The organism is Rathayibacter oskolensis, assembly GCF_900177245.1.
Lineage (GTDB): Bacteria > Actinomycetota > Actinomycetes > Actinomycetales > Microbacteriaceae > Rathayibacter > Rathayibacter oskolensis.
This window is the reverse complement of the sequence record NZ_FXBM01000002.1, coordinates 313,331-333,818: the sequence shown is the minus strand read 5'-3', so window position 1 is coordinate 333,818 and position 20,488 is coordinate 313,331. Positions and strand designations below refer to the sequence as shown.

The following is a 20,488-nucleotide window of genomic DNA, read 5'->3' as shown; positions in this document are numbered from 1 at the left end:
ATCGGTCACGAAGGGCTCTCTCAACGGACCCGAGGGAGCCGTTCGTGACGGATCGATCGACGCGGGGGCGTCAGCGCGGGTCGAGCCGCGGCGCGTCGGCCAGCAGCCGGCGCGTGTACTCCTCGCGCGGGGCCGCCATCAGCGCCGCGGCCGAGCCCGTCTCGACGATCCGGCCGTCGCGCATCACCGCGATGCGGTCGCTCATGTGCGCGATCACTCCGAGATCGTGCGAGATCACCAGCAGCGCGAGCCCGTGCCGGCGCTGCAGCTCGTCGAGCAGATCGAGGATCTGCGCCTGCACCGACACGTCGAGGGCCGACACCGGCTCGTCGCAGATCAGCACGTCGGGCCGCGAGGCCAGCGCCCGGGCGATCGAGACGCGCTGACGCTGCCCGCCCGAGAGGGTCCGCGGCGAGCGCCGCTCCAGCTCCGGCGTCAGCCCGACGCTCTCGAGCAGCGAGGCCGCGGAGGCGCGCGGACCGTCGCCGCGGCCGATCGCGTCGCGCAGCAGCCGGCCCACGCTCCAGCGCGGGTCGAACGACGAGAGGCTGTCCTGGTAGATCGCGCCGATGCGGGGCCGCAGCGGGCGGCGGAGTCGCTCGGGCGCCTCCGACCAGGCCTCGCCGAGGAACTCGACGGCGCCCGCGTCGGGCCGCCGCAGCGCCAGCAGCAGGCGCGCCACGGTGCTCTTGCCCGACCCCGACTCGCCGACCAGACCGAGGGTCTCGCCGCGCCGGAGCTCGAGGTCGACGCGGTCGACGGCGGTGCGCACGCCGCCCCCGGGGCGGGCGAAGGAGGCGACCAGACCGCCGGCGCGCAGCACCACGTCGCCCGCGGGCGGGGGCGGCACGACGGGCGCCGCCGGATCCGTCAGCCGCGAGCCGCGCGGGCGCCCGGCGGGGACCGCCGCGACCAGCGCCCGGGCCTGGGCGCTGACCGGCGCGCGCAGGACCTGCGAGGCCGGCCCCTCCTCGACCACCCGCCCGTCGGCGAGCACCAGGATGCGGTCGGCGAGCCCCGAGACGACCGCCAGGTCGTGCGAGACCAGTAGCAGCGCCCTGCCCCGCGCCTTCTGCTCGGCGAACAGCTCGAGCACGCGCGCCTGCACCGTGACGTCGAGCGCCGTCGTCGGCTCGTCGGCGACGAGCAGCGGCGGATCGAGGACGACGGCGGCGGCCAGCAGGGCGCGCTGGCGGAGCCCGCCTGACAGGGCACCGGAACGATCGCGCATCCGCTCGAGGGGATCGGGCATCCCGACGCTCGCGAGCGCCTCGGCGACCCGGCGCTCCGACTCCGGGCCCGACAGCCGAGAGTGCAGGCGGAGCGCGTCGCCGATCTCGCGCCCGACCGGCCGCAGCGGGTCGAGCGAGAGCAGCGCGTCCTGCGGCACGAAGCCCACGGCCGCCCCGCGCACGCGCCGCAGCGTCCGCTCGTCGACCCCGACCACCTCCTGATCGCCGATGCGGACACTGCCCGACACGGCACCCCCGGTGAGCCCGAGCAGCGCACGCGCCGTCACGCTCTTGCCCGAGCCCGACTCCCCGACGATCGCGACGCACTCGCCCGGCTCGACGCGGAACGACACCCCGTGCACGACCTCGACGCCCTCGAACGCGACCCGGAGGCCCTCGACCACGACGGCCGCCCCGCTCACCGCGCACCCCGCAGACGCCCGCCGAGCACCGTCGTCGCGATCGTGGTCAGCACGATCACGAGCCCCGGGAACACCGTCAGCCACCACGCGGACGCGAGGTACGTCCGCCCCGCCGACAGCATCGCGCCCCACTCCGGAGCGGGCGGCTCGGCCCCGAGACCCAGGTAGCTGAGCGCGGAGGCCCACACGATCGCCTGCCCGACACCGAGCGTCGCGAGCACGGCCAGGGGCCCGAAGGTGTTCGGCAGCACGTGCTGCACGAGGATCCGCGCGGGCGGGTGGCCGAGCACGCGCGCCGCCTCGACGTAGCCGGAGTCGCGGATCCCGAGCAGCTGCGTGCGCAGGATGCGGGCGTACCCCGGCGCCGTCGAGAGGCCGACCGCGATTGTCGCGGGGACGACTCCGGGGCCCGTGACCACGATGACCAGGAGCGCGAGCAGCAGCGCGGGGAACGCGAACAGCACCTCGAGCACGCGGCCGATGACACCGTCGACGAGGCGGCCGCCGAACGCGGCGACGACCCCGAGCACCGCGCCGAGCACCAGCCCGATCGCGGTGGCGCTGACCCCGATCAGGAGGGAGGCGCCCGCGCCGGCGATCAGGCGGCTGAGCAGGTCGCGACCCGACTCGTCGGTCCCGAGGAGGTGCGCGGGCGAGGGCGGCTCGAACGCCTCCCGCGGTGCGACAGCGAGCGGGTCGGCGGGCGCGAGCAGCCCCGGGGCGAGCGCGGCGAGCAGCAGCACGGCGACGAAGGCGAGCGCCAGCAGCTCGCCGGCGCGGAGGCGGCCCTCGCGGCTCCGGGGCAGCCGCGACGCGCGCAGCTCGAGCTCGCTCATGCGCGCACCTCCCTCGCCGGAGCGAGGCGCGGATCGATCACGCGGGTGACGAGGTCGGTCGCCAGGGTCACCACGATGTAGGCGAGCGCGGTCACGAGCACGACGCCGGTGACGACCGGCACGTCGCGCACGGTGACGGCCGAGAGCAGGGTCCGCCCGAGCCCCGGCCGGGCGAAGATCGTCTCGACGACCACCGCGCCTCCGATCAGGTAGCCGAACGCCCAACCCGAGAGCGAGACGCCCGGCAGCACCGCGTGCCGCAGGGCGTGCCGGAGGCGGATGCCGAGCTCGCCCTCGCCGCGCGCCCGGGCGGCGAGCACGAACGGCGAGTCCAGGGCGTCGAGCAGGGAGCGGCGCATCACCTGGCCGAGGAACCCGGCGAGCGGGATCGCGAGCGTGAGCGCCGGCAGCACCAGGCCGCTCGGGGCGTTCGTGCTCACCGGAGGCAGCCAGCGCAGCGCGGTCGCGAACACCGCGATCAGCACGGTGGCCAGCCAGAAGTGCGGCAGAGCGGCGGCGGTCAGCTCGAGCCCGGAGCCGATCGTCGCGGCCACTCGTCCGCCGCGGGTCGACCAGAGCGCGGTGGCGAGGGCCAGTGCCCACGCGACGGCGAGCGCGAGGACGGCCAGGAGGAGGGTGCCCGGCAGCTGCTGCCCGAGCAGGTCGGCGACCGGGGTGCGGAGGGAGTAGGAGGTGCCGAGGTCACCGCGCGCGAGGCGGCCCAGCTGCACCAGGTACTGCACGAGCAGCGGCTGATCGAGCCCGTACTCCTCGCGCACGGCCGCGAGGGCCTCGGGGGACGCCTGCGAGCCGGGGCCGCCCAGGATCGCCTGCGCCGGGTCGCCCGGGATCAGCCGGATGAGGAAGAACACCGCGGTCGCGACCGCCCACAGCACGAGGAGGGCGCCGCCGAGGCGCACCAGCACGCGACGGATCATGTGCACTCCACCTCCACCTCCCGACCACGCGGAGTCTCGCATGCGACCCCGTGCCGACCGAGCAGCCCGCGCAGCAGGAGTGCGTCAGACCCAGGCGTCCGCGAACCAGGGCGTCGAGACCGTCGCGAGCGCGACCACGCCCTGCACCTCTGAGCGGTGCAGGTAGTGGTTCTGCTGGTCGTAGAGCGGCAGAATCCAGTAGCCCTCGAGCACGATCCGCTGCGCCTGCTGGTACAGGTCGGCGCGCTCGGCCTCGTCGGTCGTCGCCGACGCCTGCTCGAGCAGCGCGTCGAGCGCCGGATCCGAGACCTGCGCGTGGTTGGCGAAGTAGCCGCTCGGGGCCGGAGTGATGCCCGACGTCGCGTAGAGGATGCGGAGCACGTCCGGCCCGACCTTCGTGTAGGGCGCGCTGACCAGCTCGTACTCGTTCGCGGCGAGCGCCGCGTACCAGCTCGAGAGGTCGAGCAGGCTGATCTGCACGTCGAAGCCGATCGTCTTCGCCGAGGCCTGGATCTGCTCGAACAGCGACTGCTCGGCCGGGATCGACTGGTTCGTGCTGACGGGCAGGCGGAGGACGAGCGGCACGCCGTCCTTCTCGCGGATGCCGTCTGCGTCGGAGTCGACCCAGCCCGCGGCCTCGAGCAGGCTCTCGGCCTCCGCGACCTCGTCGTCCGATCCGGCGTCCTCGAAGAGCGACGCGTCGGAGTAGGCGGTCGCCTCGCTGCTCGACAGCGGCGAGTACGAGCGCTCGGCGGTTCCGAAGAAGAGGGAGTCGATGGCGTCGTTCACGCCGACGCCGCGGATGAACGCCTCGCGGACGCTCTGGTCGTCGAACGGCGCCTGGCCCGAGTTCAGCTCGAGCCGGTTGACCGAGCCCGGCCGGGGGGCGTCGATCTCGACGATGCCGGTGGCGTCGGTCGCCGCCTCCAGGGTGTCGGGCTGCGCGTTGTCGATCACGTCGACCTCGCCCGCCTGCAGCGCGGCGTACCGCGTCGCGGAGTCGGGGATGAAGCGCCACGTGATGCTCGAGAGGTAGGCGGGGCCGTCGTGGCCGTCGCCCGTCGGGCCCGTCGAGGAGTCGTAGTCGTCGTTCCGGGTCAGGGTGACGTGGTCCTGCTTGACCCACTCCGTCACCGTGAACGGACCGGTGCCGACCGGCGCCTCGCAGTTCGCCGCCTCGCCGCGGGCGATGCCGGTGGGCGACTGGATCGCGGTCCACGGCTGCGACAGCGACTCGAGCAGGGCGCTGTCGGGTGCGCTCAGGGTGAACCGCGCGACGGTCGGCGAGACGGCCGTGACCGAGGCGACCTTCGAGACCGCGAGGTAGCCGGTGGACGACTTCGTCGCCGGGTCCTGGAGGTGCGCGATGTTCGCGGCGACCGCCTCCGCGTCGAGCGGGGTGCCGTCGGTGAACGAGACGCCCTCGCGGAGGGTGAAGTCGTAGCTGAGCGCGTCGTCCGAGACGGTCCACGACTCCGCGAGCCACGGGGTGATCGTGCCGTCGCTGTCGCGAGAGACGAGGGATTCGAGCACCTGCGTGGCGAGGAGGGCCTGCGGGTAGTTGCCGCCGACGTGCGGGTCGAGGCAGGTCGGCTCGGCGTCGCCGGTGGCGTAGGTGAGGGTGCCGTCGGCGACCGGCGTGGCCGAGCCTCCGCCCGCGTCGTCGTCGGAGGCGGCGGTGCAGCCGCTGAGGAGGAGGGCGCCGGCCGCGAGGACGGCGACGGGGAGCAGGTGGGAGCGCAGAGTCATGGTCGCTTTCGGGGAGGGGTGAGCGCCGCGTTTCTTGGACCCGGCCCAGGAAACGCTACCAGGGCGCACAGCCCTGCAGACGAGGTCCGCGGTATCCCCTGCGCCGCGATCAGCCCGCGGTCGACGCGCGGATCACCAGCTCGGGCTGGAAGACGACCTGACGCGGCTCCGGCTCGAGGAGCAGGTCGACGGCGGTCGCCCCGATCAGGGCGCTCGGCTGCCGGATGCTCGACAGCGGCACCACGGTCGCCGTCGCGAAGGCGATGTCGTCGTAGCCGATCAGCGCGATGTCCTGCGGCACGCGCACCTCGCCGAGCAGCACCAGCGCCTGCAGCACGCCGACGGCGAGCAGGTCGTTCGCGCAGAAGACCGCATCCGGCCGATCGGAGGCGTCGCGCTCGGCGATCGCGCGCCCCGCGTCCCTCCCCGCGAGCACCGAGAGCGCATCGGTCGGGATCTCCTCGAGCGTCGCGCCGTCGACGGCGTCGACGGCCTGGCGGGCGCCGGCGACGCGGTCGGCGACCTGGCGGATCGACTCCGGACCGCCGATGACCGCGATGCGACGGCGCCCGAGCTGCAGCAGGTGCTCGACAGCGAGCCTCCCGCCGGCGATGTCGTCGACCGCCACCGACGAGAACGCGGCGTCGTCCGACTCCCGGTCGACGAGCACGCAGGGGATCCCGTGCGAGCGGAGGCGGGCGAGCCGCGCCGACTCCTCCCCTAGCGGCGAGATGAGCACCCCGCTGACCCGCTGCTCCTCGAAGAGATCGAGGTAGGCGTCCTCGCGCGAGGCGTCGGCGTCGGTGCTCGCGAGCAGCACGGCGAGCCCCGACTCGGCCGCGCGCGCCTGGGCTCCCCTGGCGAGGTCGGAGAAGAACGGGTTGCCGGCGTCGAGCACGACCAGACCGACGCTGCGGCTGCGGCCGGCGCGCAGCTGCCGGGCGGCGTCGTTGCGGACGAAGCCGAGCTCGGCGATCGCGTCCTGCACACGGCGGACGGAGTCGGGCCCGACCTTCTCGGGGCGGTTCAGCACGTTCGACACCGTGCCCACCGACACCCCCGCCAGAGCGGCGACGTCACGGATGCTCACGGACGGCACGGCTCCTCCTCGGGATCGGACCGACCACGGACGATGCGCGGGAGCGGTCCCGGAATTATGGCATCGGCCGCGGATCCGGGGGACGCGTTCGTGGAAGGGCTTTGACACTGCTCGAGAGTGCGCGATACGCTCGCGGCACGGCGCGGTGAAACGATTCACGGGCGTCGTGCGCGTTCCCCAGGTTCACCCCCGCACAGAAGGATCTCCACCGTGACCGAACTCAGCCCCGACGTCCTCAGCCAGCTGGAGCAGCAGGCCATCGAGCTGCCCTCGTGGGCGTTCGGCAACTCGGGGACCCGCTTCAAGGTCTTCACCACCCCCGGGACGCCGCGCACGATCGAGGAGAAGATCGCCGACGCCGCCACGGTGAACGAGCTGACGGGCCTCGCTCCGAGCGTCGCGCTGCACATCCCCTGGGACCGCGTCGACGACTACGCCGCCCTCGGCGACTACGCGGCGTCGAAGGGCGTGGACCTCGGCACGATCAACTCGAACACGTTCCAGGACGACGACTACAAGTTCGGCTCGCTGACCCACTCCGACCCCGTGATCCGCCAGAAGGCGATCGACCACCACCTCGCGTGCATCGACATCATGGACGCGACCGGCTCGCGCGACCTCAAGATCTGGCTCGCCGACGGGTCGAACTACCCGGGTCAGCAGGACATCCGCGGACGTCAGGACCGCCTCGCCGACTCCCTCGCCGCGATCTACGAGCGCCTCGGCGCCGAGCAGCGCCTGGTGCTCGAGTACAAGTTCTTCGAGCCCGCCTTCTACCACACCGATGTGCCCGACTGGGGCACCTCCTACGCCCACGTCGCCGCCCTCGGCGACCGCGCACTGGTCTGCCTCGACACCGGCCACCACGCGCCGGGCACCAACATCGAGTTCATCGTCGCCCAGCTGCTGCGCCTCGGGAAGCTCGGCTCGTTCGACTTCAACTCGCGCTTCTACGCCGACGACGACCTCATCGTCGGTGCAGCCGATCCGTTCCAGCTCTTCCGCATCCTCTTCGAGGTGGTCCGCGGAGGCGGCTACGGGCCGGACTCGCCCGTCGCGTTCATGCTCGACCAGTGCCACAACGTCGAGGACAAGATCCCCGGTCAGATCCGCTCGGTGCTCAACGTGCAGGAGATGACCGCCCGCGCGCTGCTCGTCGACCGCGCCGCACTCGAGGAGGCGCAGCTCGCGGGCGACGTGCTCGGCGCCAACGGGATCTTCATGGACGCGTTCTACTCCGACGTGCGCCCCGCGCTGGCCGCCTGGCGGTCGGACCGCGGGCTGCCGGCCGACCCGATGGCCGCCTACGCCGCATCGGGCCACGCGCAGGCGATCGCCGCGGAGCGCGTCGGCGGCACCCAGTCGAGCTGGGGCGCCTGAGGCCGGCCCGCTCGGGCGCACGACTCAGGCCGAACGCCTTGAATCGTCGAGAGATCCGGGATTCGAGGCGTTCAGCCTGAGTTCTGCGGATTCGAGACGCGCATGTCCGCCAGGATCGACGGGTGGACCTGAACGACCTCGGCGATCGGATCTGCATCGTCGGCCCCTCGAACAGCGGCAAGTCGACACTCGCCGCCGCGATCGGCCGCGCCCGCGGGATCCCGGTGGTGCATCTCGACCAGTACTGGCACCTGCCGGGGACGCACTGGGTCGAGCGAGGAGCCGACGAGTTCGCCGCCCTGCACGCGGCGGCCGTCGCCGGCGAGCGCTGGGTGATCGAGGGCAACTACTCGCGCTGGCTGCCCGAGCGGCTCGACCGGGCGACGGGCCTCATCGCGCTCGAGTCGACGACGGGCGCGACCCTGGTCCGCTACCTCCGCCGGACCTGGAGCCGGCAGGAGCGCGTCGGCGGCCTGGAGGGGACCCGTGACCGAGTGAGCCTCGCGATGCTGCGGTTCCTGCTCGGGCCCTCGCGCCGGAGCAGGGGGCGCTACCGGCGGCTGCACGACGAGGCCGCCGTCCCCTCCGTGCTCCTGCCGGACCGCGCGGCGCTGGACGGCTTCACCCGCAGGAACGGGCTGCGCTGAACCGCTCTCTGCTCCACGTCCTGCACGGAACGCCCGCACAACTAAGGCTGAAACTCCCGAATCGTCGAGAAATCGGGAGTTCGGCGCGCTCAGCCTTCGTTGTGCGGGCGCAGAGCCGCCACTGCGGCGCGCTGCGCCGCGAGTCCGCCGCGCGTCGGCAGCAGCGGGAGCACGTGCACCCGCCCAGCCGCCTCGTGCAGCGTCAGCGGCACCCCGCGAGCACCGTCGGCCGTGACGAAGGTGCGGTTCGCGCGGATCAGCCGCAGCGCCGGCGGAACGAGGGCGTCGGGCACGGCGGGAGTCATCCCCCGAGCATCGAGCACGGCGCTGTGACCGGGCTCAGTCCTCCTCGAGCACCATGCCCACGGAGGTGGCGCACGCGTCGCCGCGCCACGCCTCCACTCCCTCGCGCAGCGCGAAGGCGACGATCACGAGTCCCGCGACCGGGTCGGCCCACCACCAGCCGAGCAGCCCGTCGAGCACCAGCCCGAGCAGCACGGCGGCCGAGAGCCACGTGCAGACCAGCGTTTGCTTCGAGTCGGCCACGACGCTCGCCGAGCCGAGCTCGCGCCCGGTGCGGCGCTCGGCGAAGGACAGGAACGGCATCACGATCACGCTCAGCGCGGTGATGACGAGTCCGAGGGGGCTGTGGTCCGCCTCCCGAGCCCCCGTCAGTGCCAGCACCGACGAGACGGCGACGTAGGCGGCCAGCGCGAAGAAGGCCACCGCGATCACCCGCAGCGTGCCCTTCTCGTAGCGCTCCGGGTCCTTCCGCGTGAACTGCCAGGCGACCGCGGCGGCCGAGAGCACCTCGATGCCGGAGTCGAGTCCGAAGCCGATCAGCGCGGTCGACGACGCAGCTGCGCCCGCGCTCAGCGCGACGACCGCCTCGACGAGGTTGTAGCCGATGGTCGCCGCGACCATGAGGCGCACCCGGCGCCGGAGGAGCGTGCGCCGATCGTCGGTCAGCGTCGTCACGAGCAGGTGCACCCGTCTCCCGCGCAGCAGTCGGGGTCGACGTAGAGCACCACGCGCAGGAGGTCGTCGAGCGCGGGCGCGAGGTGCGCGTCGGCGAGGCGGTACCAGGTGCGCCGCCCCTCCGGGATCGCCTCGACGAGCCCGCAGCCGCGCAGGCACGCGAGGTGGTTCGACATCACCTGGCGCGAGACGTCGAGCGCGTCGGCGAGGTCGGAGGGGAACGCCGGCGCCTCGCGCAGCGTCAGCAGGATGCTCGCGCGGGTCGGGTCGGAGAGCGCCGAGCCGAGGCGGGCGAGCGCGGCGGTGTGGGTGAGCGTCGCGGAGACGGGGAGAGTGGCGGGCACGACTCCGATGGTACAGCGACAGCTGTACTCCCGTCGTAGGCTGGCTCGATGGACGACCTGAGCGGCACCGGCGTGCGCACCGCGACCGTCGTCGTGATCGGCGCGGGTCAGGCGGGCCTCTCGGCCGGCTACCACCTGGTGCGCCGCGGCTTCTCGAGCGCCCTCACCGATCCCTCCGGCGCCCGCACCGTCGTGATGCTCGACGCGAACCCGGCTCCCGGAGGCGCCTGGCAGCACCGCTGGGAGTCGCTGCGGATGGCGACGGTGAACGGCATCTTCGACCTGCCCGGCTTCCCGGTTCCTCCGATCGAGGCCGAGGAGCCGTCGAGGGTCGCGGTGCCGCGGTACTTCGCCCGGTTCGAGGCGGCGACCGCGCTGCCGATCCTCCGTCCCGTCTCCGTGCGCAGCGTCGAGGCGGTCGACGACGATCCGGAGGGCGACCTCGTCGTCAGGACCGACGCGGGCGACTGGGCCACCCGCGCCGTGATCAACGCCACCGGCACCTGGAACAACCCGCTCCTCCCCCGCTACCCCGGGCAGGACTCGTTCCGCGGGCGTCAGCTGCACACCCGCGACTACGTGCGCGCCGAGGACTTCGCCGGCCGGCGCGTGGCGGTCGTCGGCGGAGGCATCTCGGCGGTGCAGCAGCTCGAGGAGATCTCGCGCGCCGCGACCACGTTCTGGTACACCCGGCGCGAACCGGTGTTCCTCCCCGGTGTCTTCACGCCCGAGACCGAGGGCCGCGACATCATCGCGCGGGTCACCGCCGACGTCGAGGCGGGGAAGCCGGCGGGCAGCGTCGTGTCGTACACCGGACTCGCCTGGACCCCGTACGCGATCGCCGCCCGCGACCGCGGCGCGCTCGTGCGCCGGCCGATGTTCACCTCGATCGAGCCCGACGGCGTCCGCGAGGCCGACGGGACGCTGACACCGGTCGACGACATCCTCTGGGCCACCGGCTTCCGCGGCGACCTCGCGCACCTCGATCCGCTCGCGCTGCGCAACGACCGCGGCGGCATCACGATGAGCGGGACCCGGGTCGACCTCGACCCGCGCGTGCACCTGATCGGCTTCGGCCCCTCGCAGTCGACCGTCGGCGCGAACCGGGCCGGACGGGACGCGGCGCGCGTCCTCTCGCGGTACCTCGACTCCGGCGGGTGAGGGCCGCGGTCGTCGCTGTGCCGCTGCTCTCAGGCGGCCTGACACCGGCTCGGGCAGCGTCCGGCCCACCGCCAGTCGCACTTCCGCGGGCTACTGCACCGACCATCCGCCGTCCGAGGCGAGCACGATCCCGTTCACGTTGGCGGAGTCGTCGCTCAGCAGCCAGGTGATCGACGCCGCCATCGTGTCGGCCGACACCACCGGCGGGAGGAAGGCGAAGAACGGCGACAGGCGCTCGCGGCCGAACTCCGACGCCATCGTGCCCTCGATCGCCGTGGCCGTCGGCCCCGGAGCGACCGCGTTCGTGCGGATCCCGGAGGGTCCGTAGAGGAACGCCGCCGACTTCGTGATGCCCACCACCGCGTGCTTCGAGGCCGTGTAGGCGGTGCCGGCCGCGTTGCCGCGCAGCGACGCCTCCGAGGCGATGTTGACGATGGAGCCGCGCCCCTGCGCCAGCATCGCTGGCAGCACCGCGCGGCTCAGCGCGAACGTGCCGTCGACGTTGACCGAGAACACGCGCCGCCAGAGCGCGTCCTCGACCTCGTGCAGCGGGACCATGCCGTCCATGATCCCGGCGATGTTCGCGAGACCGTCGATCCGCTCGCCCGCGGCGGAGACGATCGCGGCGACTCCGTCGGGCGAGGTGATGTCGGCGGTGACGGTCACGACCGACCCCTCGGGGGAGGCGGCGGCCAGCTCGTCGATGCCCGTCGGCACCACGTCGACGGCGATCACCCGCGCGCCCTCGCGCACGAGCCGTCGGGCGGTCGCCCGGCCGATCCCGGAACCCGCGCCGGTGACGACGACGGTGCGACCGGAGAAGCGGGCCTGGGCCGCCGGCTCCGGCTCCTCCTCCGGGATCACCCCGCCGTTCGCCTGCCGCACGATCGTGTCGACGAGCTCCTGCGGGAACCGGCCGCCGCCGAGCTCGACGAGGGTCTGCAGGCTGAGGCCCGCCGCGGGCGCCAGCTCGTCGGCCGACCTGCCGCCCTGGGCGAGGATCCCGCGGAGGATCGGGCCGCCGACGGCGTCGTCGAGCCACTGCTGGACGGTGTTCTTCGAAGTGAGCACGGGGTTCTCCTAGTTCTCGGGGGTGGGGTCGAGCAGTGCGAGCACGTCCTGCGCGGTGCCGGTCTCGCCGAGGACGGGCAGCACGCGGGCGACGCTGTTCTCGTGCGAGGCGGCCTGCAGGTCGGTGACGGCGTCGGTCGCGACGACCACCGAGTAGCCGAGGTCGTAGGCGGCGCGCGCGGTCGACTCGATGCCGAAGCTCGTGGCCACGCCGACGAGGACGACCTGGGTCACCCCGCGCTCGGCCAGCGCCTCGTGCAGCCCGGTTCCGCCGAAGGCGCTCCACGCGCTCTTGACCAGCACGATGTCGCCGTGGCCCAGGGCGGGCAGCGGAGCGATCGCCTCGGGAGGGAGGACCGGCGCGGATCGGCCGCGTCCCACCTCCGTTCGCCCCGGGTTCGGGTGACCCAGGTCGGCGGTGACGAGGGCGACGGGGAGCCCGTGGCGGCGGAACGCCTCGGCGAGCGCGGCGGCCCGCGCGACGACGTCGCCGATCGGGTGGACCATCGGATGCGCGGTCGTCGCGGGCTGCAGATCGACCACGACGAGCGCGGTGGCGGAGTCGAGGGCGCTGATCGTCATCTGGCGTCGCTCCCGAACGTGACGACGACCTTGTCGGCGGCGCCCGGAGTCGAGGCGGTGACGAAGGCCTGGTCGACCTCGGAGAAGTCGACGACGTCGCTCACGATCACCGCGTACTTCTCCCAGTTCGCGACGAGATCCTCCGTGACCTCGAAGATCTCGGACGGGTAGCCCATCGAGAGCACGATGGTCAGCTCGGAGCCGAGGATCGCGCCGAAGTCGACCTCGACCGGCTTCTTGTGCACCGCCACGATCCCGAGGGTCGCGCCGTGCTTGGCCGCGCCGAGGATCGTCCGCACCACGACGGGTGCGCCGGCGGCGTCGAGGAACACGTCGGTCGCGGGCTTGCGCTGCCCGCGGCGGGCGGGCGCCTCGCCCTGTAGCTCGATCAGGCGCTCGACGACGTCCTCGCGCGAGGAGTCGACGACCGCGTCGGCCCCGACCCTCAGCGCCTTCTCGAGGCGGGAGGGGATCACGTCGACGACCGTGATGTGGCCGGCGCCGAGCGCGCGGTAGGCGAGCACCGCGCCGAGGCCGATCGGGCCGGCTCCGAAGACGACGACCGCGTCGCCCGGCTTCGGCGCCGTGCGGTTGACGGCGTGGCGCGCGACGGCCATCGGCTCGTTGAGCGCCGCGACCTCGAAGGGGACGTGGTCGGGCACGATCTGCAGGCTCCGCCCGAGCACCGCGTTCTCGATCAGGAGGAACTCGGCCATGCCTCCGGTCGTGCCGCCCGAGCCGATGATGCCGGTGGGCGCCGCCATCGGGTTCACGACGACGCGGGCGCCGACCGGCACGCCCTCGACGTCGGCTCCGACCGCCACCACCTCACCGGCGGGCTCGTGGCCGAGCGGCGTGCGCCCCTCGATCCCGGGCAGTCCGCCGAGCGCGATGTACAGCGCGTCCGATCCGCAGATGCCGCACGCGCGCACCCGCACCAGCACGTCGGCCGGGCCAGGAGTCGGGGTGTCGACCTCGACCGTCGTCGTCGTTCCCGGGGCCGTGACCATCGAGAGCTTCATCCGCTCGCCTCCTCGTCGCCGTGATCTGCGGTCTGTGTGATCTGCCGCAAAGCTAGCCGATCGGCTAGCTTTCGACAACCGACGCCTAGGATCGTCAGCGAACGAGGAGGAGCGATGGCCCGACCGGTCGGCAAGCGCGGCGAATCACGGGCCCGCCTCCTGCAGACGGCACTCCGCCTGTTCGGCGAGCGCGGGGTCAACGGGACCTCGCTGCAGCTCATCGCTGACGAGCTCGGGGTGACGAAGGCGGCCGTCTACCACCAGTTCGCGTCGAAGGACGAGATCGTGCTCGCGGTCGTCGAGCCCGCCTTCGCGCGCATGGCCGAGCTCGTGCGCGAGGCCGACGCGGCCCCTCCCGCACGCGCGTTCGACGTCACGCTCGAGGGGCTGGTCGGGCTCGCGGTCGAGCACCGGGAGTTCGCGGCCGCCATCCAGCGCGACCCGGCGGTCGTGCAGCTGCTCTGGCGCGACCCGGCCTTCGTCGAGGCGACCACGGGCATCAACCGGCACCTGATCGGGGCCGACCCGACTCCGGAGGCGCGCATCGCGCTCGCGGTCGCGGGCGGCGGCCTCATGATCGCCGGCATGGACCCCTCGCTCCGCTCGGCCGACCGCGACGTCCTGGCGCGCGTCCTGCTCGAGTCGGCCCGCGCCGTGCTGACGCCGCACCGCGCGGCGCCCCCCGCCGCGTAGCCCGCGCGGATCCGCGCCGCTCCGATCGATCCGTCGCGAACGGCCCGTCCGCGCCGACTCGCCCGGTTCGATCGGTCACGAACGGCCCGTCTGAGCCGACTTACAAGGGCCGTTCGCGACGGATCGATCCCGCGACGGGCGCGTCCCGAGGGAGGGCGTGTCGTCCTGCCTCGAACGGGTGCGATCTGCAGGAGATGCAGATGCGATCTGCAGGAGGCGGTGCGATCTGCAGGAGACGGTGCGATCTGCAGGCGATTCCGCGATCGCGCTCGATCCTGCGAGCAAGAACGCGGATCGTCGCTCGGATCACCTGCACACCGCACAGGCACCTGCACACCGCACGGGCACCTGCACACCGCACGGGCGCCTGCAGACGGCACCACCGCCTGCAGATCGCACTGCCGTCGACGACGCGCGCGCGCCTCCCACCACGGGATAATCGGCCCACATCCCCGACCCACCCCCACTCACCTCCTAACACGACCCGACACGACAGAACACGACACGACACCACGACACGATGAGGACGGTGGCCATGACCTGGCGCATGCCCGCGGAGACCGCTCCGCACGACCGCACCTGGATGACGTTCCCGGTCGCCGGCCCCTCCCTCGGCGCCACCGCCGCCGAGCGCGACGAGTGCTACGCCGCCTGGAGCGCCGTCGCCCTCGCCGTGGCCGAGTTCGAGCCGGTCGCGATGGTCGTCGACCCGTCGGAGAGAGCGCGGGCGCGGCGGATGCTGGGCGAGGGAGCAGAGCTGCTCGAGACTCCCGTCGACGAGTTCTGGATGCGCGACTTCGGGCCCACCTTCGTCGTCGACGACGAGCGGCCCGGCGTGCTCGGCGCCGTCGACTGGACCTTCAACGGCTGGGGTGACCCGGGCTGGTCCGAGTGGCGCAAGTCGGCCGAGATCGCGCGCTTCGCGAGCGGTGTCGCCGGCAGCGAGCTCGTCAGCTCGACGATGGTCAACGAGGGCGGAGGCATCCACGTCGACGGCGAGGGCACCGTCCTGGTCACCGAGACGGTGCAGCTGGATCCGCGGCGGAACCCCTACCTCGACCGCGCCCGCGTCGAGGCCGAGCTGGAGCGGACGATCGGCGCGACGCACGCGGTCTGGCTCCCCCGCGGGCTCACCCGCGACTACGACGACTTCGGCACGAACGGCCACGTCGACATCGTCGCGACGATCCCCTCACCCGGCCGCCTCCTCCTGCACCGGCAGGACGACCCCGCGCACCCCGACCACGCGGTGATGCGGGGGATTCGCGCCGAGCTCGAGGCGCAGACCGACGCCGCGGGGCGCCTGTTCGAGATCGTCGACGTCCCGGCGCCCGACACTCTGAAAGACGCCGACGGGTTCGTCGACTGGAGCTACCTCAACCACCTCGTCGTCGACGGCGGCGTCATCGCCTGCTCGTTCGGCGAGCCGCGCGCCGACGCGGTGGCGCAGGAGATCCTGGCCGACGCCTACCCGGGTCGCCGGGTCGTCGGAGTCGACGCCCGGCCGATCTTCGCGCGCGGCGGCGGCGTGCACTGCATCACCCAGCAGCAGCCGAGCGTGACCCTGTGAGCGACGCCGTCGCAGCCTCGATCGACGTCGTCGAGGCGTCGATCGACGACCTCACCGGCGCGCTCGAGAGCGGGGAGGCGACCGCGGTCGGGCTGGTGAGCGCCTACCTCGCGCGGATCGACGCCTACGACGCCCCCGGCACGGCGACGGCGCTGAACTCGATCGTGGTCCGCAACCCGCGCGCCCTCGACGAGGCCGCCGCCTCCGACGCCCGTCGCGCTGCCGGCGCCGCGAGAGGCCCGCTCGACGGCATCCCCTACACCGCGAAGGACAGCTACCTCGTCGCCGGCCTGACCGCCGCCGCCGGCAGTCCCGCGTTCGCCGATCTGGTCGCCCAGCGCGACGCGTTCAGCATCGAGCGCCTGCGCGCGGCCGGCGCGATCTGCCTCGGGCTGACCAACATGCCGCCGATGGCCAACGGCGGCATGCAACGCGGGCTCTACGGCCGCGCCGAGAGCCCCTACAGCGCCGCGTTCCTGGCCGCGCCGTTCGCCTCCGGATCGTCGAACGGATCGGGCACCGCGACGAGCGCGAGCTTCGCCGCCTTCGGTCTCGGCGAGGAGACCTGGTCGAGCGGGCGCGGCCCCGCCTCGAACGGCAACCTGTGCGCCTACACGCCCTCGCGCGGCGTCATCTCGGTGCGCGGCAACTGGCCGCTGGTGCCGACCATGGACGTCGTCGTCCCGCACACCCGCACGATGGCCGACCTGCTGAGCGTGCTCGACGTGCTCGTCGCCGACGACCCCGAGAGCCGCGGCGACTTCTGGCGGGTGCAGCCGTGGGTCCGCCTGCCGCGGGCCTCGGAGGTGCGACCCGCCTCGTACCGATCGCTCGCCTCCGCATCGCTCGCGGGCCTGCGGCTCGGCGTGCCGCGCCTGTATCTCGGCACCGACGAGGAGGCGGGGACCGCGGCGGACCCGGGCATCGGCGGCCCGACCGGTCGCGCGATCACGCCCCGGGAGTCGGTGCTCGTGCTGTGGGAGGCGGCCCGCCGCGATCTCGAGGCGGCCGGCGCGGTCGTCGTCGAGGTCGACTTCCCCGTGGTGTCGAACTACGAGGGCGACCGGCCGGGCGCGCCCACGATCGCGACGCGCGGGCTCGTGAGTGCCGAGTACCTCCGGCGCGAGATCGTCGACCTGGCGGCGTGGGCGTGGGACGACTTCCTCGCGGCGAACGGCGACCCTCGGCTGCGCACTCTCGCCGAGGTGGACGGCGCCCGGATCTTCCCCGCTCCGGAGGGGGCGCTGCCCGACCGGTACACGGGGTTCGAGGACGACATCGCCGACTACCCGGAGCACGTGCGGCGGCATCCGATCGGAGGCGTCACCGACATCCCGGAGCTGGCCGACGGCCTGCGGGGCCTGGAGGAGACGCGGCGCATCGACCTGGAGGAGTGGCTGGAGCGGCTCGGACTGGACGCCGTCGTCTTCCCGGCGGTCGCCGACGTGGGAGCCGCCGACATGGACGTCGACGAGGCGTCGGCCGACGAGGGCTGGCGGAACGGGGTGTGGGTCGCGAACGGCAACCTGGCGATCCGGCACCTCGGGATCCCGACGGTCACCGTGCCGATGGGCGTCGCGGCCGACATCGGGATGCCGGTGGGGCTGACCTTCGCGGGAGCCGCCTACGACGACTCGCGCCTGCTGGCGATCGCGGCCGCCTTCGAGGCGACCGGCCGGCGCCGGGTCGAGCCACCGCGCACCCCGCGGCTGGCGGGGTGACGAGGGCGTTGAAGCCCTCTGCTGCCTGCTGGTCGAGTGGCCCGCAGAGCGGGCGTATCGAGACCCACCGCCTCCGGCAGAGGAGGTGTGGGCTCTCGATACGCCGGTGCTCAGCGGCGTGAGGCCGAGCGACCCGCGAAGCGCATGTAGATCAGCAGGACGATGATCGCTCCGATGATGGAGCCGATGATGCCGGCCGGCTGGAGGAAGCCGTCCGTGGCGTCGCGCTGGAACAGCAGGAAGCCGAGGAAGCCGCCGACGAACGAGCCGATGATGCCGAGCACGATCGTCATGAGGATGCTGATGTTCTGGCGTCCGGGGACGACCAGGCGGGCCACGGCCCCCGCGATCAGACCGACGACGATGAGACTGATGATGAGACCGATCACGGTGGTCACCTTCCTGTAGCGCAGGGCGGGCCCTGCATTCGCGGCCCGACGGTTGCGGGGCCGATGACTACGGAACCACCCCGGGGGCAGCGCCGGTACACCCCTGGGGGTGTAGCCGCGGCCGAGAGGTCTGGGGTAGCGTCCGACCCATGCCCCGCACCACGCCTCTGACCGTGGCGCTGGTCGACGACTACGACGTCGTCCTCACCGGCCTGGCGCACATGTTCGACCACTACCGCGATCGGATCCTGATCGCCGAGATCGACGCGAACGCCTCCCTCTCGGACACGATCGACATCGTGCTCTACGACTCGTTCGCGCAACCGGAGTCGGACCACCACGAGCTCGCGGAGCTGGTGCGCAACGAGCGCGCCCGCCACGTGGTCGTCTACACCTGGAACTTCCAGCCCGCCCTGATCGCCGACGCCCTGGAGCAGGGGGTGCACGGCTACCTGTCGAAGACGCTGCCTGCGCGGGAGCTCGTGGCGGCGCTGGAGCGGGTGGGTGCGGGATCGATCGAGGTGAGCGACCCTCCCCGGCGCGCCGGCACAGCGCCCGGCCTCGACTGGCCGGGCCGGCACGAGGGGATCACCGACCGCGAGTCCGAGATCCTGGCGCTGATCACGCAGGGCAAGAGCAATGCGGAGGTGGCGGAGCTCACCTACCTCAGCCCCAACACGGTGAAGTCCTACATCCGCAGCGTCTACGGCAAGATCGGCGCGGCGAGCCGCACGCAGGCGGTGCTCTGGGGAGTCGACCACGGCTTCACTCCCGATCACCACCGCATCGACCACTGGCTCGGCGGGCCCTGAGGCGGTCGTGCCGGCGCCTCGGCCACCGCGGGCGCGTGGGCCGATCTACCGCGATCGGATGAGCCGGTCCCGTCCTCCCGGACGACGACGGGGAGCCGCGGAGCGGGGATCGTGGGACGGGTCGCCGCGCATCCGGCGACTCCGTCCCCGCTCCGCTCAGGAAGGCACGACCATGACCTCGACCACCGCCCCCGCCAGCGACGCCGTCCGCGCCGATCGTCCCGTCGACCTGCTGGGCACGTCGTCGCTGCTGACCACCATCGAGCTCGGCGACAGCGTCGACTTCTACCTGGCGACCGTGGCGCGCGGGGCGGGGAACCGCTGACCGGAGGGGCTGTCCGCAGTCCCGGGGGCGCGGGTCTCGAGACGCCGCCTTCTGCTCGACCAGCAGGGAGGCGCTGACTCAGTCGCCGCCGCCGCCACCACCGCCGTCCGATCCGCCGCCGCCGTCCGATCCGCCGCCACTGTCGGAGGCGCCACTCTCAGAGGGTCCGCTGTCCGAGGACCCGCCGTCGGACTCCCCGCCGCGCGCCCCGCGGTCGTCGCCCGGGTCGCTGCCGCTCGTCGTCGCCGCGCCCCCGGAGTCGCCCCCGCGCCGGTCGGGGCGCGTCGACGGGGCAGCGGTGCGGCCGCGGACGATCGTCGCGACGACCGTCCCCACGATCGCGAGGCCGACGACGATCGCGGCCAGGACGGCGATCTGGGAATCCTGCATGTCCGACTCCGCTCCTCAGTGGCGACCAGCCTAGGCAGGCGCGGGGAGCCCCGCCTCCCTCCGGCGAGGGAGCCGCCGACCGGCTACCGCTACGGTGACCCCATGCCGAGACAGCCGACCATCCGCGACGTCGCGGAGCGGGCGGGCGTTTCCTACCAGACCGTCTCGCGCGTCCTCAACGACAGCCCGCAGCTGCGCCCCCGCACGCGCGAGCGGGTGCTCGCCGCGATCGACGAGCTCGGCTTCCGCCCCAGCGCCGCCGCTCGCGCCCTCGCGACGAGCCGATCGGGACTCATCGGCATCCTCGCCGCCGAGAGCCACAGCTTCTACGGCACCGCCACCGCGATGGCGGCGATCGAGCAGGCGGCCCGCGACGCCGGCTACCGGGTTCCGGTGGTGAACGCCGCCCCCGACGCGGAGTCGCTCGCCGACGGTCTCGCGCACCTCCAGCGCGAGTCGGTCGAGGCGATCGTCGTTCTGGCCCCGCAGGAGCGCGCGCTCGAGGGGATCGACAGCCTCGCGATCGGCGTGCCGTTCGTCGCCCTGGGCGCGGCCGGGCGCGGCGCCGATCCGCGCCTCCTGGTCGACCAGGCCGCCGGAGCGCGACTGGCGACCGAGCACCTGCTCGCGCTGGGGCACACCCGCATCGCGCACCTCGCGGGCCCGCAGCACTGGGTCGAGGCGCACGCCCGCCTCGACGGCTTCACGGCGCGGATGAGCGAGGCCGGGCTCGAGCCGGCCGGCGTGATCGCGGGAGACTGGAGCGCCGAGTCGGGCTACCGTGCCGGGCTCCGCCTCCTCGACGACGTGCCCGATCTGACCGCGGTCGTCGCCGGGAACGACCAGATGGCGCTCGGGCTGCTGCACGCCTGCGCCGATCGGGGGGTGCGCGTGCCCGAGGACCTCAGCGTGGTCGGCTTCGACGACGTGCCGGAGGCGGCGCACTACCAGCCGCCGATGACGACGATCCGCCAGGACTTCGCCGAGGTCGGCCGCCGCACGATCCGCGTGGTGCTGGCCGAGCTGCGGGGCGGGTCCGCCGCCGTCGACCTGCCGGTGCCGCCCGTGCTGGTCGAGCGCGCGTCGACGGCGCCGCCCGGGGCCGGCTGAGCGCAGCCGTCGACAGC

22 protein-coding genes are annotated in these 20,488 nt (G+C 73.5%); 9 read left to right on the top strand and 13 right to left on the bottom strand.

The genetic code is table 11. The features are described from left to right. Positions 1 to 70: 70 nt before the first annotated feature. From B9Y99_RS10710 to B9Y99_RS10690, 5 genes are all read right to left on the bottom strand, one after another. The gene (locus tag B9Y99_RS10710; RefSeq protein ID WP_085476602.1) at positions 71 to 1,654 is read right to left on the bottom strand and encodes an ATP-binding cassette domain-containing protein; all 1,584 of its coding nucleotides are present in this window, start codon (positions 1,652 to 1,654) and stop codon (positions 71 to 73) included. Next, positions 1,651 to 2,490 (bottom strand): ABC transporter permease, encoded by an 840-nt coding sequence (locus B9Y99_RS10705; RefSeq protein ID WP_085476601.1) that lies wholly within the window; start codon positions 2,488 to 2,490, stop codon positions 1,651 to 1,653. Before B9Y99_RS10705 ends, B9Y99_RS10710 begins: the two co-directional genes overlap by 4 nt. Then, the gene (locus tag B9Y99_RS10700; protein ID WP_085476600.1) at positions 2,487 to 3,428 is read right to left on the bottom strand and encodes an ABC transporter permease; all 942 of its coding nucleotides are present in this window, start codon (positions 3,426 to 3,428) and stop codon (positions 2,487 to 2,489) included. Before B9Y99_RS10700 ends, B9Y99_RS10705 begins: the two co-directional genes overlap by 4 nt. Positions 3,429 to 3,512: 84 nt before the next feature. Beyond that, positions 3,513 to 5,177, bottom strand: coding sequence for an ABC transporter substrate-binding protein (locus B9Y99_RS10695; protein WP_085476599.1), 1,665 nt, complete (start codon positions 5,175 to 5,177; stop codon positions 3,513 to 3,515). 109 nt (positions 5,178 to 5,286) lie between these two features. Further along, on the bottom strand, positions 5,287 to 6,276 hold the full coding sequence (locus B9Y99_RS10690) for a LacI family DNA-binding transcriptional regulator (protein WP_085476598.1): 990 nt from the start codon (positions 6,274 to 6,276) through the stop codon (positions 5,287 to 5,289). Between the two features lie 210 nt (positions 6,277 to 6,486). On the opposite strand from B9Y99_RS10690, the gene rhaI reads away from it, so the two are divergent. Both rhaI and B9Y99_RS10680 read left to right on the top strand, forming a co-directional pair. Next, complete coding sequence (gene rhaI, locus B9Y99_RS10685) at positions 6,487 to 7,656, top strand: L-rhamnose isomerase (protein WP_085476597.1); 1,170 nt, start codon at positions 6,487 to 6,489, stop codon at positions 7,654 to 7,656. Between the two features lie 122 nt (positions 7,657 to 7,778). Next, positions 7,779 to 8,303: a P-loop NTPase family protein gene (locus B9Y99_RS10680; protein ID WP_085476596.1), complete on the top strand. Its 525-nt coding sequence runs from the start codon at positions 7,779 to 7,781 to the stop codon at positions 8,301 to 8,303. Between the two features lie 89 nt (positions 8,304 to 8,392). Here B9Y99_RS10680 and B9Y99_RS10675 read toward each other — a convergent pair whose 3' ends face one another. Genes B9Y99_RS10675 through B9Y99_RS10665 form a run of 3 tightly spaced genes read right to left on the bottom strand, consistent with a single transcriptional unit; the run spans position 8,393 to position 9,625 of the window. Continuing rightward, positions 8,393 to 8,608 (bottom strand): hypothetical protein, encoded by a 216-nt coding sequence (locus tag B9Y99_RS10675; protein ID WP_085476595.1) that lies wholly within the window; start codon positions 8,606 to 8,608, stop codon positions 8,393 to 8,395. Between the two features lie 34 nt (positions 8,609 to 8,642). Then, a complete protein-coding gene (locus B9Y99_RS10670) occupies positions 8,643 to 9,281 on the bottom strand; it encodes a cation efflux transmembrane domain-containing protein (RefSeq protein WP_244274875.1) in 639 nt (212 codons plus the stop codon). After that, positions 9,278 to 9,625 (bottom strand): ArsR/SmtB family transcription factor, encoded by a 348-nt coding sequence (locus B9Y99_RS10665; protein WP_085476594.1) that lies wholly within the window; start codon positions 9,623 to 9,625, stop codon positions 9,278 to 9,280. Before B9Y99_RS10665 ends, B9Y99_RS10670 begins: the two co-directional genes overlap by 4 nt. A 48-nt stretch (positions 9,626 to 9,673) precedes the next feature. Here B9Y99_RS10665 and B9Y99_RS10660 point away from each other — a divergent pair, with 48 nt between their 5' ends. Then, positions 9,674 to 10,786, top strand: a complete 1,113-nt coding sequence (locus B9Y99_RS10660) for an NAD(P)-binding domain-containing protein (RefSeq protein ID WP_085476593.1) — start codon at positions 9,674 to 9,676, stop codon at positions 10,784 to 10,786. Positions 10,787 to 10,876: 90 nt separating this feature from the next. On the opposite strand, the gene B9Y99_RS10655 is transcribed toward B9Y99_RS10660, so the two are convergent. From B9Y99_RS10655 to B9Y99_RS10645, 3 genes are read right to left on the bottom strand one after another with little or no spacing between them, the layout of a single operon-like run. Continuing rightward, the gene (locus B9Y99_RS10655; protein WP_085476592.1) at positions 10,877 to 11,857 is read right to left on the bottom strand and encodes an SDR family NAD(P)-dependent oxidoreductase; all 981 of its coding nucleotides are present in this window, start codon (positions 11,855 to 11,857) and stop codon (positions 10,877 to 10,879) included. A 9-nt stretch (positions 11,858 to 11,866) separates the two neighbouring features. Further along, positions 11,867 to 12,439 (bottom strand): cysteine hydrolase family protein, encoded by a 573-nt coding sequence (locus B9Y99_RS10650; RefSeq protein WP_085476591.1) that lies wholly within the window; start codon positions 12,437 to 12,439, stop codon positions 11,867 to 11,869. Next, positions 12,436 to 13,461 carry a zinc-dependent alcohol dehydrogenase gene (locus tag B9Y99_RS10645; protein WP_085476590.1) on the bottom strand — a complete coding sequence of 342 codons (1,026 nt, stop codon included), beginning with the start codon at positions 13,459 to 13,461 and terminating at the stop codon, positions 12,436 to 12,438. Before B9Y99_RS10645 ends, B9Y99_RS10650 begins: the two co-directional genes overlap by 4 nt. 114 nt (positions 13,462 to 13,575) lie before the next feature. Between B9Y99_RS10645 and B9Y99_RS10640 the strand changes: the two genes are divergently transcribed. The 3 genes from B9Y99_RS10640 to B9Y99_RS10630 all read left to right on the top strand — a co-directional run bounded on the left by B9Y99_RS10640 (position 13,576) and on the right by B9Y99_RS10630 (position 17,445). Continuing rightward, the gene (locus B9Y99_RS10640; protein WP_085476589.1) at positions 13,576 to 14,154 is read left to right on the top strand and encodes a TetR/AcrR family transcriptional regulator; all 579 of its coding nucleotides are present in this window, start codon (positions 13,576 to 13,578) and stop codon (positions 14,152 to 14,154) included. Positions 14,155 to 14,689: 535 nt separating this feature from the next. Next, positions 14,690 to 15,724 carry an agmatine deiminase family protein gene (locus B9Y99_RS10635; RefSeq protein ID WP_085476588.1) on the top strand — a complete coding sequence of 345 codons (1,035 nt, stop codon included), beginning with the start codon at positions 14,690 to 14,692 and terminating at the stop codon, positions 15,722 to 15,724. Continuing rightward, entirely contained in the window at positions 15,721 to 17,445 is a 1,725-nt protein-coding gene (locus B9Y99_RS10630) for an amidase (protein ID WP_085476587.1), read from the top strand. The genes B9Y99_RS10635 and B9Y99_RS10630 overlap by 4 nt, the downstream gene beginning before the upstream one ends. A 110-nt stretch (positions 17,446 to 17,555) precedes the next feature. On the opposite strand, the gene B9Y99_RS10625 is transcribed toward B9Y99_RS10630, so the two are convergent. Next, positions 17,556 to 17,834, bottom strand: coding sequence for a GlsB/YeaQ/YmgE family stress response membrane protein (locus B9Y99_RS10625; protein WP_085477355.1), 279 nt, complete (start codon positions 17,832 to 17,834; stop codon positions 17,556 to 17,558). A gap of 149 nt (positions 17,835 to 17,983) precedes the next feature. On the opposite strand from B9Y99_RS10625, the gene B9Y99_RS10620 reads away from it, so the two are divergent. Next, on the top strand, positions 17,984 to 18,646 hold the full coding sequence (locus tag B9Y99_RS10620) for a helix-turn-helix transcriptional regulator (RefSeq protein WP_085476586.1): 663 nt from the start codon (positions 17,984 to 17,986) through the stop codon (positions 18,644 to 18,646). A gap of 172 nt (positions 18,647 to 18,818) precedes the next feature. Further along, a complete protein-coding gene (locus B9Y99_RS18780; protein ID WP_165759596.1) occupies positions 18,819 to 18,971 on the top strand; it encodes a hypothetical protein in 153 nt (50 codons plus the stop codon). A 78-nt stretch (positions 18,972 to 19,049) separates the two neighbouring features. Here the strand turns inward: B9Y99_RS18780 and B9Y99_RS10615 are convergent, their stop codons facing one another. Beyond that, positions 19,050 to 19,361 (bottom strand): hypothetical protein, encoded by a 312-nt coding sequence (locus B9Y99_RS10615; protein WP_085476585.1) that lies wholly within the window; start codon positions 19,359 to 19,361, stop codon positions 19,050 to 19,052. Positions 19,362 to 19,463: 102 nt separating this feature from the next. Between B9Y99_RS10615 and B9Y99_RS10610 the strand changes: the two genes are divergently transcribed. Next, positions 19,464 to 20,471, top strand: a complete 1,008-nt coding sequence (locus B9Y99_RS10610; protein ID WP_085476584.1) for a LacI family DNA-binding transcriptional regulator — start codon at positions 19,464 to 19,466, stop codon at positions 20,469 to 20,471. Positions 20,472 to 20,488 lie beyond the last annotated feature (17 nt).